General features: G+C 69.9%; 16 protein-coding genes. 8 read left to right on the forward strand and 8 right to left on the reverse strand.

Translation table 11 applies throughout. The annotated features are described in order from the left end of the window. Positions 1–65 precede the first annotated feature (65 nt). Together NC595_RS02245 and NC595_RS02250 are read left to right on the forward strand one after the other, a co-directional pair. Complete coding sequence (locus NC595_RS02245; RefSeq protein ID WP_253564660.1) at positions 66–530, forward strand: DUF4126 domain-containing protein; 465 nt, start codon at positions 66–68, stop codon at positions 528–530. Beyond that, positions 527–1,912 (forward strand): FAD-containing oxidoreductase, encoded by a 1,386-nt coding sequence (locus NC595_RS02250; protein ID WP_253564662.1) that lies wholly within the window; start codon positions 527–529, stop codon positions 1,910–1,912. The genes NC595_RS02245 and NC595_RS02250 overlap by 4 nt, the downstream gene beginning before the upstream one ends. Here the strand turns inward: NC595_RS02250 and NC595_RS02255 are convergent. Together NC595_RS02255 and NC595_RS02260 are read right to left on the reverse strand one after the other, a co-directional pair. Next, a complete protein-coding gene (locus tag NC595_RS02255) occupies positions 1,909–4,434 on the reverse strand; it encodes a sensor domain-containing protein (RefSeq protein ID WP_253564663.1) in 2,526 nt (841 codons plus the stop codon). The two genes, NC595_RS02250 and NC595_RS02255, sit on opposite strands and share 4 nt — an antisense overlap. A 69-nt stretch (positions 4,435–4,503) precedes the next feature. Continuing rightward, positions 4,504–5,634 (reverse strand): hypothetical protein, encoded by a 1,131-nt coding sequence (locus NC595_RS02260; RefSeq protein WP_253564664.1) that lies wholly within the window; start codon positions 5,632–5,634, stop codon positions 4,504–4,506. Between the two features lie 163 nt (positions 5,635–5,797). Between NC595_RS02260 and NC595_RS02265 the strand changes: the two genes are divergently transcribed. Both NC595_RS02265 and NC595_RS02270 read left to right on the forward strand, forming a co-directional pair. Then, positions 5,798–7,081, forward strand: coding sequence for an acetyl-CoA C-acetyltransferase (locus tag NC595_RS02265; RefSeq protein ID WP_253564665.1), 1,284 nt, complete (start codon positions 5,798–5,800; stop codon positions 7,079–7,081). 21 nt (positions 7,082–7,102) lie between these two features. After that, the gene (locus NC595_RS02270) at positions 7,103–7,621 is read left to right on the forward strand and encodes an energy transducer TonB family protein (protein ID WP_253564666.1); all 519 of its coding nucleotides are present in this window, start codon (positions 7,103–7,105) and stop codon (positions 7,619–7,621) included. A gap of 16 nt (positions 7,622–7,637) precedes the next feature. On the opposite strand, the gene NC595_RS02275 is transcribed toward NC595_RS02270, so the two are convergent. The 5 genes from NC595_RS02275 to NC595_RS02295 all read right to left on the reverse strand — a co-directional run bounded on the left by NC595_RS02275 (position 7,638) and on the right by NC595_RS02295 (position 12,383). Continuing rightward, positions 7,638–9,506 (reverse strand): phospholipase D-like domain-containing protein, encoded by a 1,869-nt coding sequence (locus NC595_RS02275; protein ID WP_253564667.1) that lies wholly within the window; start codon positions 9,504–9,506, stop codon positions 7,638–7,640. 22 nt (positions 9,507–9,528) lie between these two features. Then, a complete protein-coding gene (locus NC595_RS02280) occupies positions 9,529–10,098 on the reverse strand; it encodes a YceI family protein (RefSeq protein ID WP_253564668.1) in 570 nt (189 codons plus the stop codon). After that, a complete protein-coding gene (locus NC595_RS02285; RefSeq protein WP_253564669.1) occupies positions 10,095–10,568 on the reverse strand; it encodes a SixA phosphatase family protein in 474 nt (157 codons plus the stop codon). Before NC595_RS02285 ends, NC595_RS02280 begins: the two co-directional genes overlap by 4 nt. A gap of 48 nt (positions 10,569–10,616) precedes the next feature. Further along, positions 10,617–11,249 (reverse strand): ParA family protein, encoded by a 633-nt coding sequence (locus NC595_RS02290; protein ID WP_253564670.1) that lies wholly within the window; start codon positions 11,247–11,249, stop codon positions 10,617–10,619. 90 nt (positions 11,250–11,339) lie between these two features. Further along, positions 11,340–12,383: a hypothetical protein gene (locus NC595_RS02295; protein ID WP_253564671.1), complete on the reverse strand. Its 1,044-nt coding sequence runs from the start codon at positions 12,381–12,383 to the stop codon at positions 11,340–11,342. A gap of 192 nt (positions 12,384–12,575) precedes the next feature. Between NC595_RS02295 and NC595_RS02300 the strand changes: the two genes are divergently transcribed. Next, on the forward strand, positions 12,576–12,740 hold the full coding sequence (locus NC595_RS02300) for an antitermination protein NusB (protein ID WP_253565678.1): 165 nt from the start codon (positions 12,576–12,578) through the stop codon (positions 12,738–12,740). Positions 12,741–12,757: 17 nt separating this feature from the next. On the opposite strand, the gene speE is transcribed toward NC595_RS02300, so the two are convergent. Continuing rightward, entirely contained in the window at positions 12,758–13,612 is an 855-nt protein-coding gene (gene speE / locus NC595_RS02305) for a polyamine aminopropyltransferase (protein ID WP_253564672.1), read from the reverse strand. Between the two features lie 280 nt (positions 13,613–13,892). Between speE and speA the strand changes: the two genes are divergently transcribed. The 3 genes from speA (at position 13,893) to NC595_RS02320 (ending at position 17,483) form a co-directional block, all read left to right on the forward strand. Beyond that, the gene (speA, locus tag NC595_RS02310) at positions 13,893–15,782 is read left to right on the forward strand and encodes a biosynthetic arginine decarboxylase (RefSeq protein WP_253564673.1); all 1,890 of its coding nucleotides are present in this window, start codon (positions 13,893–13,895) and stop codon (positions 15,780–15,782) included. Between the two features lie 85 nt (positions 15,783–15,867). Then, the gene (locus NC595_RS02315) at positions 15,868–16,653 is read left to right on the forward strand and encodes a 3-hydroxybutyrate dehydrogenase (RefSeq protein WP_017461570.1); all 786 of its coding nucleotides are present in this window, start codon (positions 15,868–15,870) and stop codon (positions 16,651–16,653) included. An 80-nt stretch (positions 16,654–16,733) separates the two neighbouring features. Next, a complete protein-coding gene (locus NC595_RS02320) occupies positions 16,734–17,483 on the forward strand; it encodes an acetoacetate decarboxylase (RefSeq protein ID WP_253564674.1) in 750 nt (249 codons plus the stop codon). The last annotated feature ends 10 nt before the right edge of the window (positions 17,484–17,493 follow it).

Below are 17,493 nucleotides of genomic sequence, written 5' to 3' on the forward strand. Positions count from 1 at the left end.
TCATGCAAGACGGCCAGCGACCGGCTGAAGACCCTGCAAGGCTCACGTCCACCGAGGAACCCGCCATGATCCTCCTGCTCGCTGCACTGCTCATCGGCATCGTCGCCGACCTGCGCGCGATGACCGCGCCGGCCATCGTCAGTTGGGCAGCACAGCTGGGCGTGCTGCCTTTGCAAGGTACGCCGCTGGCCTTTCTCGGCTGGCGCTTCACGCCGTGGATCCTCTCGCTGCTCGCCGTCGGCGAGCTGATCACCGACCAGTTGCCCACCACGCCCAGCCGCAAGCTGCTGGCGCCGTTCGCCACGCGCATCGTGATGGGCGGGTTCTGCGGTGCCGCGGTGGGTCTGGCCGGTGGCCAGTGGTGGCTGGGTGCCGCGGCCGGCGCGGTGGGTGCGGTGCTCGGCACGTTGGGTGGTGCCGCGGCGCGGGCCCGGCTGGCCGCGGCGTTCGGACGCGATCGCCCGGCGGCGCTGCTGGAAGACATCGTCGCCATCGGCGGCGGCATCGCGATCATGGCGCTGCTGCCATGAGCGCCACCTACGACGCCATCATCGTCGGCGCGGGTCAGGCCGGCCCCGCGCTCGCCGGGCGCCTCACCGCCGCGGGCATGCGGGTGGCGCTGGTCGAGCGACACCTGTTCGGCGGCACCTGCGTCAACACCGGCTGCATGCCGACCAAGGCGCTGGTGGCCAGCGCCGAGGTGGCGCACCTGGCGCGCCGCGGCGCCGACTACGGCGTGCAGGTGGGCGGCGAGGTCACGGTGGACTTCCCCAAGGTGATGGCGCGCGCGCACACAGTGACGATGAATGCGCGGCGCAACGTCGAGCGCTGGCTGCACGGTATGGAGCAGCTCACCGTGCTGCGCGGGCACGCGCGCTTCGTGGCGCCGGACACGCTACAGGTGGGCGAGATGACGATCCGCGCGCCGCGCATCTTCCTCAACGTGGGTGGACGCGCTGCGGTGCCGCCGCTGCCCGGCGTGGACGGCATCGACTACCTCACCAACACCTCGATCCTGCAGCTGGACACGCTGCCGCGGCATCTGGCCGTGGTGGGCGGCAGCTACATCGGGCTGGAGTTCGCGCAGATGTTCCGACGCTTCGGCGCGCAGGTGACGGTGATCGAGCGGCAGTCACGACTGATCGCCCGCGAGGACGAGGACGTCTCGCAAGCGATCCGCGAGCTCCTGGAAGCCGAAGGCATCGCCGTGCGCATCGGCGCCGAATGCATCGCCTTCGCCCCGCACGCCGACGGCGTCGCGGTGAAGGTGGACTGCCGCGACGGCGCGCCCGAGGTGGTGGCCAGCCACGTACTGCTGGCGATGGGCCGCCGGCCGAACACCGATGATCTCGGCCTGGACCGCGCCGGCGTGGCCATCGACGAGCGCGGCTACATCACCGTCGACGACACGCTGGCCTGCAACGTGCCCGGCATCTGGGCGATGGGCGACTGCAACGGCCGCGGCGCGTTCACCCACACCGCCTACAACGACTTCGAGATCATCGCCGCCAATCTGCTCGACGGCGACCACCGCACGCTGTCGCAGCGGGTGCCGGGCTACGCGCTGTACATCGATCCGCCGCTGGGCCGCGTGGGAATGACCGAGGCGCAGGCGCGCGCCAGCGGCCGCCCGCTGCTGGTGTCCAAGCGACCGATGACGCGCGTCGGCCGCGCGGTGGAGCGCGGCCAGACCGAGGGGTTCATGAAGCTGGTGGCCGATGCGGAAACCAAGCGCGTGCTGGGCGCGGCGATCCTCGGCGTGAGCGGCGACGAGGCGATCCACGGCGTGCTCGACCTGATGAGTGCGGACCAGCCGCTGGACGCGCTGCGCTGGGCGGTGCCGATCCATCCCACCGTGTCGGAGCTGTGGCCGACCGTGGTGCTCGGCCTCCAGCCGGCCGAAGACGACTAGGTGTCGCCGCTCGACGCGCGCGGACCGGGGGGCTGCTCGCGCAGCCGCGCTTCCAGCAAGGTGGCATCCATCGGGGCGCCGTAGAGGTAACCCTGCAGCACCGGACAGCCTGCGTCGCGCAGGAACTCGCTCTGCGCCAGCGTCTCCACGCCCTCGGCGACCACGTCTTTGTGCAGGCTGCGCGCCATCGCGATGATGCCGGTGGTGATCGCCGCCGTCTCGCTGTCCTGGATGATGTCGTGCACGAAGGCGCGGTCGATCTTCAGCACGTCGACCGGGAAGTGCTTGAGGTAGGACAGGCTGCAGTAACCGGTGCCGAAATCGTCCAGCGAAATGCGCACGCCCAGGCGGCGGATCGCCCGCAGCAGCGCACCGGTGGCCCGGCTGCCGGAGACCACCACGCGCTCGGTCAGCTCCAGCTCGAGCAGGTGCGGATCGAGACCGGATTCCACCAGCGCGGCATCGAGATGACCGAGGAACCCCGGATCGTCGAGCTGCACCGGCGACACGTTGACCGAGACCGGGATGCCGTGGCCTTCGCGTTGCCAGGCCCTGGCCTGCCGGCACGCCTGGCGCAGCACCCAGGCGCCGATCGGAACGATCAGTCCGCTGTCCTCGGCGATCGGGATGAACTCGTCCGGCAGCCACCAGCCGCCGTCCTCCTTGGACCAGCGCAGCAGCGCCTCGGCGCCGACGATGCGGCCGTCCACCGCGTCGACCTTGGGCTGGTACAGCAGGCGCAGCTGGTCGCGCGCCAGGGCGGTGTGCAGGCCGTCCTCGATGCGCCGGCGCGCGCTGTCGCGCTCGCGCATCGACGGCGTGTAGAACCGGTAACCGTGGCGCCCGCCGACCTTGGTTTCGTACATCGCGCTGTCGGCGTTGTGCAGCAGCAGTTCGGCATCGCTGCCATCGTCGGGGAACAGGGTGACGCCGATGCTGGCGCGCAGCTCCAGCGTGGCCAGCCCCTCCGCCCGCAGCTCGCCGCATGCCTCGAGCAGGCGCTCGGCCATGCCCGCCGCATCGGCGGGTGCCTCGATCTGCGGCAGCAGCACCACGAACTCGTCGCCACTGAGCCGGCTCAGCACCTCGTCGTTGCCGAGCAGAGCGCGCAGGCGGCCAGCCAGCGCCTGCAGCACGCGGTCGCCGGCATCATGGCCCCAGGTTTCGTTGATCCGCTTGAACTGGTCCACGTCCAGGTGCAGCACGGCACCACGCTGGCGTCGCCGCTCCGCATTGGCGATCGCCTGCTCGATGCGGGCGTGCAGCAGCTGCCGGTTCGGCAGGCCGGTGAGTGGATCGTGCTGGCTCAGGTGCATCATCTTCAGCGCCAGCGAGCGCGTCTCGCTGACGTCGTGGAACACCAGCACGCCGCCGATCACGTTGCCGGCGTGGTCGTGGATCGGTGCGGCCGAATCCTCCACCGGCGTGACGAAACCGTTGCGGTGGCGCAGCACCGCCTTGCCGGCCAGATCGACGATGGCGTTGCGCGCCAGCGCCTCGCGCAGGGGGTTGGCCACGGTGTCACCTTCGGCATCGCCCTGCAGCTGGAAGACGTCCTCCAGCGGTTGCCCCAGCGCCTGGGTGCGGGGCCAGCCGGTCATCGCCGCAGCGATCGGGTTGAGCGAGGTGATGCGCAGCTGCAGATCGGTGGTGATCACGCCGTCGCCGATCGAACTCAACGTGACCTCGGCCAGCTCGCGCTCGCGGAACAGCTCGTCCTCGAAGCGTTTGCGCGCGCTGATGTCCTGTGCCTGCGAGACGAAATACAGGGGCTCGCCGGCGGCGTCGCGCACCACCGACACGCTGAGTTGCAGGTAGACCACCTGGCCGTCCTTGCGGATGTTGCGCTTTTCCATCTGGTACGAGTCGCGCTTGCCGGCGAGCAGCTCGTCGCGCAGCTCGTTGTCGTCGGCCATGTCGTCGGGATGGGTGACCGAGGCGATGTCCAGCTGCAGGAATTCCTCCTCGGTGTACTGGAACATCTGGCAGACCGCGGTGTTCACGCGCAGGAATCGCCCGTCCGGATGCACCAGCGCCATGCCGATGGCCGCATGCTGGAACGCGCCGAAGAAGCGCTGCTCGCTCTCGCGCAGGCGCTGTTCCAGCGCATGGCTGTCGGTGGTGTCGGTGAGCAGTGCGATCACGCCGTGCACGGTGCCGTCGGCGGCGCGGTCCGGTCGCAGGCTGGCATGCACGTAGCGACGGGCCGGGTCGTCGAACAGATGGCCGTCGAAGTCGACCGCCTTGCCCTGCAATGCCGCTTCCAGGGCCGGGCGGATCGCCTCGCCGCCGGCGACGCCGAGCCAGTCCCCGATCGGCTGGCCGAGCATCGCGGCCGGATCGGCACCGGTCCATGTGCGGTACTTGTCGTTGAGGTAACCCACGCAAAGCTCGCGGTCGAGCCAGGCGACCAGCCCCGGCAGCTGCGACAGCAGGTGTTCCGCGTGTCCCTCCGCGGAGGCAGCACTGCCGGACCGGTCGTCGTGACCGGCGGCCAATGGACCGTGGCGGTTGGCTGTCACCCCGAAGCTTCCCCGATGCCTGTGGCAGGCCTGAGCATGATGCGCTGCCCGGCGTCGGGATGCACGGTGTCAGTGCAGCGGCGTGTCCGGCGCACCCAGCCGGCCCGCGGCATCCAGGTGGATGTGGCCGAGCGCTTGCAGGTCCGGGTCCAGATCGAAGCGCTCGGCCAGCGTCGTCACCAGTGGCCCCAGCGCCTGCGGCTGCAGCGGGTAGCCATGGGCGAGCACGCGGGCAAGGCCGCCGTCGCCACGCTGTGCCGCGGTGACCGCGACCACGCCGAGGCCGGCCGCCTCGTGGGCGACCAGGCGCGGCGCGTCGTAGCCGGGATCGGCCGCTGCCAGGGTTTCCAGCAGATAGCCGTCGCGGGCCTCGGTCGGGACGCCGTCGACCGGCGCCAGGCGCATCGGCAGGCCGTGTGCCTCGAGCAGGGCGGCGTACTGGCGCAGTTCGAAGATCGCGCCGGCGAATGCGTGGGCACGGTCCTCCTCCTGGTTCGATGCCAGCCATTGCGCGGGCGACTGCACCAGCACGCCGCCGTCGGCGTAGCACAGGGGCACGCCGCGCGCGCTGAGCGTGGCTTCCTCGCGGTAGGGCGTGAGCAGCGCGGCCTCCAGCAGGGTCCACAGCGGCGCCAGGTTGACGTGCTCGTATTGCACGCAGGTCAGCGCCAGCAGGTCGTTGCGGCTGAGGTAGCGCACGTGCTCCAGCGGCACGCCCAGCGTGCGGATCAGCCAGTCGGCGGTACGCTGCCCGGCCTCGCCGCGGCCGACCAGTTCCACTTCGAGCTGCTCGCCCAGCGTGGCGGCGAGAGTCTCGGGGGCGAGCAGGGTGATCGGCAGCAGTCGCATCGGGCCGTCGGCGTAGGTGGCCTCCGGCTCCAGCGGCTGGGCCGGCATGCGGCCCTCGTGGGTGCCGAAGGCGACCACGTTCTCCAGGTGGCCGCGCGGCACGCGCCGGGCCAGCTCATCCAGCGTGGCCCACACCGGGAAGCCCGGACGCAGCAGTTCAACCGTGTCGAACAGCGCACCGGCCAGCGCCAGCCGCGCCTCGGTGGCGGCCGGCACCAGCGACTGCAGGTCAGCGGCGACGTGGGCAGCCAGCTCGGCGGCCTCGTCGCGGGTGAGCGTGGCGCGCGGGAGCTGGGCGCCGGTCTCGATCGCGAGGACCACCGGCAAGGCCTCGAGAGGCGTGCTTTCCAAGGGATTCTTCCGGACGGCAAAGACCCGTGATTCTACCAGCGGGCCCCGCAAGCCTCGCCGGTGCTGAACCGGTTCGCACAAACGGCCTCGCAGCGGGCTTTCCCGGGGCGGCCACGCGGGTTAGCCTTGCAGGCTCAATACCCGGCCGGATGTTTCTCAGACCATGGACAACTCGCAGCGGCGCGTCGGCGTGATCGGTGGCGTGCGGATTCCCTTCTGCCGCAACAACACGGCGTACGCCGAGGTCGGCAATTTCGGCATGTCGGTGAAGGTGCTGGGGGCCCTGGTCGAGCGTTTCGGACTGCACGGCGTGGAGCTGGGCGAGGTCGCACTGGGCTCGGTGATCCGGCTGTCCTCGGAGTGGAACCTGGCGCGCGAGGCGGTGCTCTCTTCCGGCCTGGCGCCGACCACGCCGGCGATCACCACCGCGCGCGCCTGCGGTACTTCGCTGGACAACGCGATCATCGTCGCCAACAAGATCGCCGCCGGGCAGATCGAGGCGGGCATCGCCGCCGGTTCGGATACCACCAGCGACGTGCCGATCGTCTACGGCGAGCGCCTGCGCAAGCGGCTGCTGGCGGTCAATCGCGCGAAGACCCCGCTGGACAAGCTGAAGACCGCCTTCCGCGGTTTCTCCTTCGGTGAACTGAAGCCGGCCTTCCCCGGCGTGGCCGAGCCGCGCACCGGCATGTCGATGGGCGACCACTGCGAGAAGATGGCGCGCGAGTGGCACATCGCGCGCCGGGCGCAGGACGAGCTGGCGCTGGAGAGCCACCGCAAGCTCGCCGCCGCCTACGACACGGGCTTCTTCGACGACCTGGTCGTGCCGTTCCGCGGCCTCAAGCGCGATGGCTTCCTGCGTCCGGACACGACGCTGGAAAAGCTCGCCGCGCTGAAGCCCGCGTTCGACAAGAGCTCCGGCCACGGCACGCTCACCGCCGGCAATTCCACCGGTCTGTCCGACGGCGCCGCCGCAGTGCTGCTCGGCACCGAGGCATGGGCCGGCGCGCACGGCCTGGCCGTGCAGGCGTGGCTGCGCGATGCGGAAGTGGCGGCAGTCGATTTCGTGCGCGGCGAGGGCCTGTTGATGGCGCCTACGGTCGCCGTGCCGCGGATGCTGGCGCGGCAGGGGTTGTCCCTGCAGGACTTCGACTACTACGAGATCCACGAGGCCTTCGCTGCTCAGGTGCTGTGCACGCTGCGCGCGTGGGAGAGTGCCGATTACTGCAGGCAGCGCCTCGGCCTGGATGCGCCGCTGGGCAGCATCGATCCGGCAAAACTCAACGTCCACGGCTCGAGCCTGGCCACCGGCCACCCGTTCGCCGCCACCGGCGCGCGCATCATCGCCTCGCTGGCCAAGCTGCTGCTGCAGAGGGGATCCGGTCGCGGCCTGATCTCGATCTGCACGGCCGGTGGCATGGGCGTGACGGCGATCCTCGAGCGCTGACTGGCCGGGCGGCGTGTCGCGGTGAGAATCACCCCGCGCCTGCGCGTCACGTCGCTGCTCAGCGTGCTGGCGCTGCTGGTGGGTGTGCTCGGCACGCAATGGTTGTCCGGGCAGACCGCCGGCTGGGCCGGTCCCCGCCATGCGGTGATCGCCGAGCACACTGCGCCGCCCGCCCTCCGCTATCGCGCCGACCGCGAGCGCCCGGCATCGCCGCGCGTCGCCTCCATGCATGCGGCCGGCCCCGCAGAGGCGCCCGTGCCGCCGCCGCCGGAACTGGTGCCGGTCAGCATGCCGTCGCTGTCGGCCCGCTATGCCGGACTGGCCGGACACCTGGCCGGCGACGTGGTGCTGCATATCCAGGTGGATGGCACTGGACGCGTACTCGATGCCCGGGTCGCCCGATCCAGCGGCGATGCGGTGCTGGATGCACACGCGCGGGCGCTGGTGGCGCAATGGCGATTCGCCGTGCCGCCGGACCATCCCGGCGGCCTCAGCGGCGAGCTGCCGATGCACTTCGGCACGGCGCCCGCCGCCCGTTGAGTGACGAGTGGCCGACCTACAGGATGCCGCTCGCCCCGGCGCCGAAGGCGGTGATCAGGCGCGTATAGATCAGCTTGAACGACAGCGCGACCCCGGGGAAGTCGCCGACCGGCTCGTAGCAGCTGAAGAACGCCGGGTCGCTCGGCGCCATCGGCGTGCAGCCGGGCTTGAGGTCGTAGCTGGTGGCGTAGCGGTAAGGCCAGAAATCGAACAGCGGCAGCTTCTCGGAAATGTCGCCGATCGCCTGGTTGACCTGCGAGAGCACTGGAACCGATACCCGTCGCGGTGCGATCACCCAAGCGTTCTCCGGTCCGGTCAACCGCAGGATCGACGCGCGCACCGCGTTGGCGAAGTCGCGGTCATGCACGATCACGCCGGCCTCGGTGTTGTAGTGGTCCGAGCGCGGGTCGAAGTTGTGCGAGCCCACCATCGCGAAACTGTCGTCGACGACGATCGACTTGGCGTGCAGGCCGAAGCGCAGGCCGGGCTCGATCAACGGCGCCGGCCGGTTGCGCTTGCCGCGGCTGCCGAACATCGCGCGCGTTTCCACGCCCGGGTAGCGCTCGCGCCGGCCCGTGGCGGCAGCCAGGCGTGGCGGGAGGTCGGCGTTGGCGATGGCGTAGTCCTCCTCGGCGGCCTCGGCATGCGGCTTCATCTCCTGGATCTGGAAGCCGAAATCGCGCAGGTAACGCTTGCGATGCTTGTAGGACAGCGCGTAGACCGCGAACGCGTCAGTCGAGGCCAGTGAATTGGTCGATACGCGGATCCGCGGCGGGTCGGCGCGCTTGTGCATGGCCTTGAAGATGCGCTGCGCCTGCTTGCTCATCACCAGATACGGCGTCTGCAGCACCACCTCGTGCTTCGCGCTGGCCACCAGTTGCATCACGTGGTGGGTGAAGTCCAGCGCGTGCTTGCGGGTGGGCGCGTCGGTCTTGGCCGGCAAGTCGCTGAAGAACTCGACCTGGCTGGTATGGAAGGCCGGCGCCAGCAGGTGCGCCTGCAGCCACAGCGGATTCTGGGCGTCGTGTTCGAGTCGTGCCACGCGCTGCGGTCGGCGGAAGGTCGGCGCCGGCCACCCGGGTGCCTCGGGGTGCTGCCGGATGTACTGGTTGACGTCGCGCAGCCGGGTCAGCGGCACCGAGCGCTTGTGGTGCCAGAATAGCTCGAAGCTTGCCGCCATGTCGCGCGCGGCCGGCCCGCCGACCATCACGTCGCGGTCGACGTAGTCGAAGCCGCCGTCCCAGTTGAAGTAGCGGTCCTGGTAGTTGCGTCCGCCGGTGATGCCGACGGTGTCGTCGACCAGCAGCACCTTGTTGTGCATGCGCTGGTTGAACTTCATGAAGCAGCACACGATGCCCGCGGCGAACTCGGCCGGGTCGGTCTCGGCATCGTGGAAGGTCGGGTTGTAGAGCTTCACCTTGAGGTGGCTGTCCACCCGCGCCAGCCGGTTCAGCAGCGCCAGGTTGCCGAACGAGAACAACTGGTCGGCGAGGATGCGCACGCGCACGCCGCGGCGGGCCGCCTGCACCAGCTGGTCGAGCACCAGCTGACCGACGTCGTCCTGGTCCCAGATGTAGGTCTGCACGTCGATCGAGTGCTTCGCCGCCTGGATCAGGTTGATGCGCGCGGCCAGCGCGTCCTCGCTGTCGGCGAGCAGTGTCACGATGTGCTGCGGATGGTCGGGCGTGGACTGCGCCATCGCCTGTTCCGCGGCCGCGAGCACGGGTGACGGTCGCGCGCAGTGGTCGGCCCCGGAGCAGTCGGAAGCCGGCGGCGTGGTCTCGGCGACGATGGCCTGCGCCTGCCGCACATGCAGGCGCGATACGGTGCAGCCCTGCAGGGCCAGCGCCAGCACGGCGCCCAGGAGCAGGAAGTGTTTCGACATCCGTGGATGATACGTTGCGGTGTCAGCGCGCGGCCGCGTCCAGCGTGATCAGCAGGCCCAGATCGACCGCGTCGCTGACCGCCGTACGGTGTGCGTTCATCCCGTAGTCGCTGCGCCGGATCTGTCCGCGGACCTCGATCCGGCACGTCGTGTCGCGGCGCAGGGTGCAACTGGCCGGCTCCAGCCGGAACTGCACCGGCCGGGTCACCCCACGCAGGGTCAGCCAGCCCGGCAGCGGCCCGCCCTGGTCGAGCGCGCGCACCGGCAGTGGCGCGGAGACGAAGCGGATGGTCGGAAACAGGCGCACATCGAAGAATTCCGGGTCGAGCACCCAGCGCCGCAGTCGTGCCGAGGTCATCGCGACGCTGTGGACGTCGACCGTGGCCTCGACCACCGCGGTGTCACGCAGTGGATTGAGCGTGACGTCGCCTTCGATATGGGTGAAGCGCCCGCCGATCTGCCGCACCCACAGCAGGCGCACGCTGAACTCCGCATGCGAGCGGGCGCTGTCGATGCGGTAGTCCGCGGCGGATGCGACAGCGGGCAGGAACAGCAACGCGAGCAGCAGCGGCAACCAGGCCGCGGCCCTCATGGTGACCAGAAGGCGTCCAGTCGCGCGTTGCCGGGCTCGAGCGCGCCGTTCAGGTGCAGCACCGCCAGGCCGGCGGGCGGCATGCCGCGGAACTCGTCCGATCGCCCCTCCACCAGCAGGGCGACCAGCCGCTCGATGCCCGGGTTGTGGCCGACCACCATCACCGTGGCCACGCTCTCGTGTTCGTCGAGCAGGGCGAGCAGCTCGCCGGGCGTGGCGTCATAGATCTCCTCGGCGTAGGCGAGCTCCGGCGCATGATCCAGTGCCTCCATCGCCAGTCGCGCGGTGGCGCGGGTGCGCTCGGCGGGCGAGCAGAGCACCCGCTGTGGCCGCGTGCCGTGCCGGGCCAGCCAGCTGCCGGCGGCGCGCGCTTCCTGTTCGCCGTGCCCGCTGAGTCGCCGCTCGCGGTCATCGTCGCCCGGGCTGGCTGGCAGGGCTTCGGCGTGTCGCAACAGGATGAGTTCGAGCATGCATGACTCCGGATCGGCCGGGCGGGTCACACCCTGGCCTGGTTTGGTTCAATGGGCGCGCTTGATCCAGCGCAGCAGGGCCTTCCAGTCGTCCTGGTGGCTGCGCACGTTCTCCGACTGGTAATCGAAAATGCCCTTGCCCAGGGCCGCGAGCAGCACGTAGGCCTGGCTGTCGCGCAGCTGGGCAGCGATCGGGAAAGGGGCCGCCTCGCCGAGCTGGGCGACTGCGTCCTGGCTGGCGTGCGTCCAGGGCTTGAGCCGGTTGGCCACCAGCGCCACCGGCAGCTTGCCGCGCTTGATGCGCGGGATCTGCCCGAGTTCCTCGATGAAGGCGAGGGTGGCGTCCATGTCGAAGCTCGAGGGCAACACCGGTACCAGCAGCACGTCCGCCGCTTCCAGGTAAGGCTCCAGGTCGCGTTCGGTAACGCCCGCCGGGGTGTCGATCAGAGCCCGCTCGGTGTCCTCCGGGAGCTTGCCCAGTGCCTTGCGACCACCTTCCAGTGCGAGCACGCCGGGAACGCCTTCCGGCCGGCGGGCCGCCCAGCGGAACGAGGAATGCTGCCGGTCGGCGTCGATGATGGCCGTGCGTTTGCCCGCCTGGGACCAGTGCGAAGCGAGCTGCGTGACCACCGTGCTCTTGCCGCAACCGCCCTTGCTGCTTGCCACCAGCACCGTAAGCATCGGCCTGACTCCGCGCGGGTAAGTGGGGCCAAGCCTACTGTGAGAGCGATGCGGCGGGAACCCGGGGGAGTGAGGAGGCCGGCTCCGTGCTCAGGGCGTCACGGTCGACGCGGCGGGGGCGATCGTGGCGGTTTCGCTGGTGCCGGGGGCGTCGAGCGGGATGCCCTCGTCGCGGAGCGCCGCCAGCATCAGGCTCATCTCGGTGCCACCGTTGCGGGCGAGCGCCAGCAGGTGCTGCGCCAGTGCCTTGTCGCCGGCGGCATGTGCGGACAAGGCGGCGAAGTTGCGCACCTCCCAGGCGAGGTTGGCCATCTCCGTGCGGGCCGCAGCCTGGGCCTCGGGGTCGTCCGACAGGGTCTCGCGCAGATGCAGGCCGAGCGACCGTGCCAGCGGGCTGGACCCCCACTCCAGCAGATGGGCGAGCTGCAGGCAGCTCTGCCGGGTCGCCGGATCATCCTTGCCGTCTTCGCACAGGCGCGCGGTCGCCTGCATGCCCGGCTGTGGGGCCGGCAGCAGTCCGCTGACCCCGAATACCATCACCACCTGGACCCCCCAGGCCCCGGCCGGCGAGCCGGGATCGAGCGCCGCCGGGGGCGGGGGCAGCGTGCCGACGGTGGTCGCCAGCGCCTGCAGCGCGGTGCCGGTGTAGTCGTCGTAGAGCTTGGCTCCCGCGGCACGGCGCAGGTCCTCCCGGGCGTCGTCGCGGCGCTCGTTGGCGCTGTCCTGACCCAGCTTGAGCAGCCAGACCGCGGCATTGTCGCCGGCTTCGGCGGTGAGTGCGGCGAGCGCGTCGGCATTCGGGCAGGTCCGGGCTGCGGCGTCGCAGTCGGTCAGGCGGGCCCACTGCGCCGCCGGACTGGCGCTGTCGGCCCGGGCGGCGCGGGTGATCAGGGCGTGGAAGCTCGTCGAGGACGGCTGCTTCTGCAACGGCCGGGCCAGCAGGGCGGCGCCGAGCAGGGGCATCGCGTCGGCGCGCGGCGCCAGCACACTCACCAGGTCGCGCTGGAAGCCGACCAGCGCCTGCGCGCGGGTCGTGGCCGGCGAGGGCGCCGCCTTGTCCCGCGCCATCGTGGCCATCGGCAGGCTCGCGAGGCCCAGCATCAGGCTGATGGCCAGTCGTTGGCGTACTCGCATGGATGCAGGTCCCTTGGCATGCAAAGCGGCAAGCGTACCGCGTGCGGATTAAGCCTGGCTGATCCGCGGGCCGGCGCGACCATCGCTGGCCGCCCCGGGTTGCTACCATCGAAGTCTTTGCCGCGCATGACGCGCGCCATCGTGCGATCACCGGAGACGCGAGTGGATACCTTCAATCATCTCGACGGCGCCATGCCGTGGTTCGCCGGCTGGGGGACCCTGGCCCTGGTCAATGCCGGGCTGGCGCAGGGCAAGAACCGCAGCGGCCTGCTCTGGTTCGCCCTGTCACTATTGTTCGGACCGCTGGCGACACTCGCGCTGGTGCTGTTGCCGAAGGTGCGCGCCAAGCTGTTCTGAGCCGGCGCGCGGGCGGCTTACTCGCCCAGTGCCTCGCGCATGAACTCCGGCTGCGCCAGCGCGGCCTTGTGGATCTCGGCGTTGTAGTAGCGGGTGGCGAAATTCTTGGCTGCCGCGCCGCGCTCGCGGAAGCCGGACAGCTCGCCGCCCTTGCGCACCATGGTGCAGCTCCACCAGCCGGTCGGGTAGCACGGCTGCGGGAACGGCAGCGTCTTCACCGCGCTGAAGCCGGCCGTGCGCATCGCGGCCCGCATCGACTTGATCAGCTCGATGTGCGCCAGCGGCGACTCGGACTGCTGCACCAGGATGCCGCCGTGGCGCAGGGCCTTGTGGCAGCTGGCGTAAAAGGCGGCGTTGAACAGGCCTTCGGCCGGGCCGACCGGGTCGGTCGAGTCGACGATGATCAGGTCCAGCGATTCCGGCTCCGCCTCGGCCATGTACTTGATGCCGTCGATGAACAGCAGCTCGGCGCGCGGATCGTTGTTCGCCTCGCACAGGTCCGGGAAGTACTGCTCGGCGAGGCGGGTGACGCGCTCGTCGATCTCTACCTGGGTGGCCTTCTCCACTTCCTCGTGCTTGAGCACCTCGCGCAGGGTTCCGCAGTCGCCGCCGCCAATGATCACCACGCGCTTGGCGCGCGCATGGGTGAACAGCGCCGGGTGGGTCATCATCTCGTGGTAGAGGAAGTTGTCGCGGCTGGTCAGCATTACGCAGCCGTCGATCACCATCAGGTTGCCCCAGTCGGTGGTCTGGTAGATCTCGATGGTCTGGAACGGCGTCTTCTCGGCGTGCAGCTGCTTCTCCACGCGAAAACCGATGGAGGAGCCGGAGGCCTGGTGGGCTTCGGTGAACCAGCTGGGCTGCTGCGACATGGCGGGTGTTCCTGGTGACGCGTAAGGGGACGGGGATACGTAAAGACCGCGTATTGTAGCGAGTTCCCCCGGGTCCCGGGGGGACACGCACCAGTCATCCGGCCCCGCTACAATGCGCGCCTGGCGCTCCCCGGCCGCGGCCGCGCGGAGCGCCTCAAGGTCTTCCCGGCCCCGCGGCGTGCGAGGCTTCCGGCCGGCAGACCTCCTGCTCTCGCCGAGCATCTCGTCAAGGCTCGCCGCTGCGACGTTACGTTCCGTTTGCACAAGGGAGATACCGTCCATGGCGAGTTCCTGGGACCGCGCCGCCGCCCGCCACACCTATGCCGTGCCGCACTGGAGCGACGGCTACGTCGACGTCGGCGAGGCCGGCGAGATGGTCATGCGCCCGCGCGGCGCCACCGGCCCGTCGATGTCACTGCCGCAGATCGTGGCCAAGGCACGCGCCGAAGGCCTGCGGCTGCCGCTGCTGGTGCGCTTCCCCGACATCCTGGCCGACCGTCTGGCCAGGCTGCAGGGCGCGTTCGCCCGGGCGATCGCCGACTGGCAGTATGCGGGCGGCTACACGGCGATCTACCCGATCAAGGTCAACCAGCAGCACAGCGTGGTCAGCGAGCTGGTGCGCGCCGGCAGCGCGGGCTTCGGCCTGGAGGCCGGTTCCAAGCCCGAGCTGATGGCAGTGCTGGCGATGGCGCGGCCCGGCTCGATCGTGATCTGCAACGGCTACAAGGACCGCGAGTACATCCGCCTGGCATTGATCGGCAAGAAGCTCGGCCTGCGCGTGCACATCGTGATCGAGAAGCTGTCGGAGCTGGACCACGTGTTCGCCGAGGCCAGGGCGCTGGACGTGGAGCCGCTGCTCGGCGTGCGCGTGCGGCTCGCCTCGATCGGCGCCGGCAAGTGGCAGAACACCGGCGGCGACAAGGGCAAGTTCGGCCTGTCGCCGAGCCAGGTGCTTACGCTGATCGAGCGACTGGATGCGGCCGGGCTCAAGCACACGCTGAAGCTGCAGCACTTCCACATGGGCTCGCAGATCTCCAACGTGCGCGACATCGCCAACGGCATGCGCGAGGCCACCCGCTACTTCGTCGAGTTGCGCAAGCAGGGGGTGCCGCTGGAGATCGTCGACGTCGGCGGCGGCCTGGGCGTGGACTACGAGGGCTCGCGTTCGCGCAGCCACAACTCGATCAACTACTCGATCGAGCAGTACGCCGCGACCATCGTGCAGTCGCTGGCCGAGGCGGTGGTGGCCGAAGGCCTGCCGGCGCCGCACATCCTCACGGAGGCCGGCCGCGCGATGACCGCGCACCACGCGGTGCTGGTGGTGGACGTGAGCGAGGTGGAGGCGGTGCCGGCCGGCGCCATCCCGCCGCCGCGCGCGGACGAGCCGCCGGTGCTGCGCCATCTGCGCGAGGTGCACGAGGAGCTGGACCAGCGTCCGCCGCTGGAACTGTTCCACGAGGCGCAGCACCATCTGGCCGAGGGCCAGGCGCTGTACGCGCTGGGCCAGTTGCCGCTGGCCGATCGCGCGCGGTTGGACGAGGCCTACTATGCGATCGCCAACGCGGTGCGCGCCCGCCTGCTGCCGGGCGAGCGTGCGCACCGTCAGGCGCTGGACGAGCTGGACGAAAAACTGGTCGACAAGTACTTCGTCAACTTCTCGGTGTTCGAGTCGGTGCCGGACATCTGGGCGATCGAGCAGATCTTCCCGATCGCGCCGATCGCGCGGCTGGACGAGGCGCCGACGCGCCGCGGCGTGATCGTCGACCTGACCTGCGATTCGGACGGCCGCATCGACCACTACGTCGATGCCGAGGGCGTGGACGTGAGCCTGGCGCTGCATCCGCTCAAGCGCGGCGAGAGCTACTGCCTGGGGCTGTTCATGGTCGGTGCCTACCAGGAGACGCTCGGCGACATCCACAACCTGTTCGGCGACACCGACGCGGTGAACGTGCGGGCCGAGGGCGAGGGTTTCACCTTCGCCCACAAGCGTCGCGGCGACACCACCGACCTGATGCTGGACTACGTCGGCTACGACCTCGCCGCGCTGCGCCGCAGCTATCGCGAGCGCATCGCGGCGGCGGGTATCGACGGCGAGCCGGCGGCGCAGCTTTTTGCGAGCCTGGATGCGGGCCTGACCGCGTACACCTATCTGGCGCCGGAAACGGACTGATCCACTCGTCACGCTTTTCCTGTCACGACAAGGGGCGCAGAATGATGCACTGCAAAACTTCCCCGAGACCCACAGGAGAGCGCTCATGGCAAGTCTGGACGGCAAGGTTGCACTGATCACCGGCGCAGCCAGCGGCATCGGCAAGGCGATCGCCGAGCTGTATGCGAAGGAAGGCGCCGCGGTCGCCATCGCCGACATCAACCAGCAGGCCGCGGATGCCGCGGCGGCGGAGATCACCGCCGCCGGCGGCAAGGCGATCGGCGTGGTGATGGACGTCACCGACGAGGCCGCCGTCAACGCCGGTACCGAAAAGGTGGTGGCCGCGTTCGGCCGGCTGGACATCCTGATCTCCAACGCCGGTGTGCAGATCATCAACCCGATCGACCAGTTCGCCTTCAGCGACTGGAAGAAGATGCTGGCGATCCATCTCGATGGCGCCTTCCTCACCACCAAGGCCGCGCTGCAGCACATGTACAAGGGCGACCAGGGCGGCATCGTGATCTACATGGGTTCGGTGCATTCGCACGAGGCCTCCAAGCTCAAGTCGGCCTACGTCACCGCCAAGCACGGCCTGCTTGGCCTGGCCCGCGCGCTGGCCAAGGAAGGCGCGCCGCACAACGTGCGCTCGCACGTGATCTGCCCTGGTTTCGTGCGCACGCCGCTGGTGGAGAAGCAGATCCCGGAGCAGGCCAAGGAGCTCGGCATCAGCGAAGACCAGGTAATCAAGAACGTGATGCTCAAGGACACCGTGGACGGCGTGTTCACCACGGTCGAGGACATCGCGCAGACCGCGCTCTACCTGGCGACCTTCCCGTCGGCGGCGCTGACCGGGCAGTCGTTCGTGGTCAGCCACGGCTGGTACATGCAGTAACACCCCGAGTGGAACCGCCACGACGCGGCAGGGCTGCTGCGTCGTGCCCTTGTGCAGTGTTTTCGATGGAGTGATCACGCATGAAGCAGGCCGATGTCCGGGCGAACGCGTTCGCCATGCCGCTGACCAGTCCGGCGTTCCCGCCGGGCCCCTACCGTTTCGTCAATCGCGAATTCCTGGTCATCACCTATCGCACCGACCTCGATGCGTTGCGCGCGGTGGTACCCGAGCCGCTGGAGGTGACCGAGCCGCTGGTGAAGTACGAGTTCATCCGCATGCCGGACTCCACCGGCTTCGGCGACTACACCGAGAGCGGGCAGGTGATCCCGGTGCGTTTCCAGGGCGTGCACGGCGGCTACGTGCACTCGATGTACCTCAACGACCATCCGCCGATCGCCGGCGGGCGCGAGCTCTGGGGTTTCCCGAAGAAACTGGCCTCGCCCGAGCTGGAGGTGGAGACCGACACCCTGGTCGGCACGCTGGACTACGGCAAGGTGCGCGTGGCCAAGGCGACCATGGGCTACAAGCACCGTCCGGCCGACCATGCCGCGGTGATGGCGGCGCTGCAGGCGCCGAATTTCCTGCTCAAGATCATCCCGCACGTCGACGGCACGCCGCGCATCTGCGAGCTGGTGCGCTATTTCACCACCGAGATCACGCTGAAGGGCGCCTGGACCGGGCCAGCCTCGCTGGAACTGCATCCGCACGCGCTGGCGCCGGTGGCCGACCTGCCGGTGCTGAAGGTTGAATCGGCGCTGCATTTCGTCTGCGACCTGACCCTGGCGCTGGGCGAGGTGGTGCACGACTACCTGGCCGAACCGGCGGCCTGAGGAGTACGTC

Source organism: Dyella lutea (assembly GCF_024158035.1).
GTDB lineage: Bacteria > Pseudomonadota > Gammaproteobacteria > Xanthomonadales > Rhodanobacteraceae > Dyella_A > Dyella_A lutea.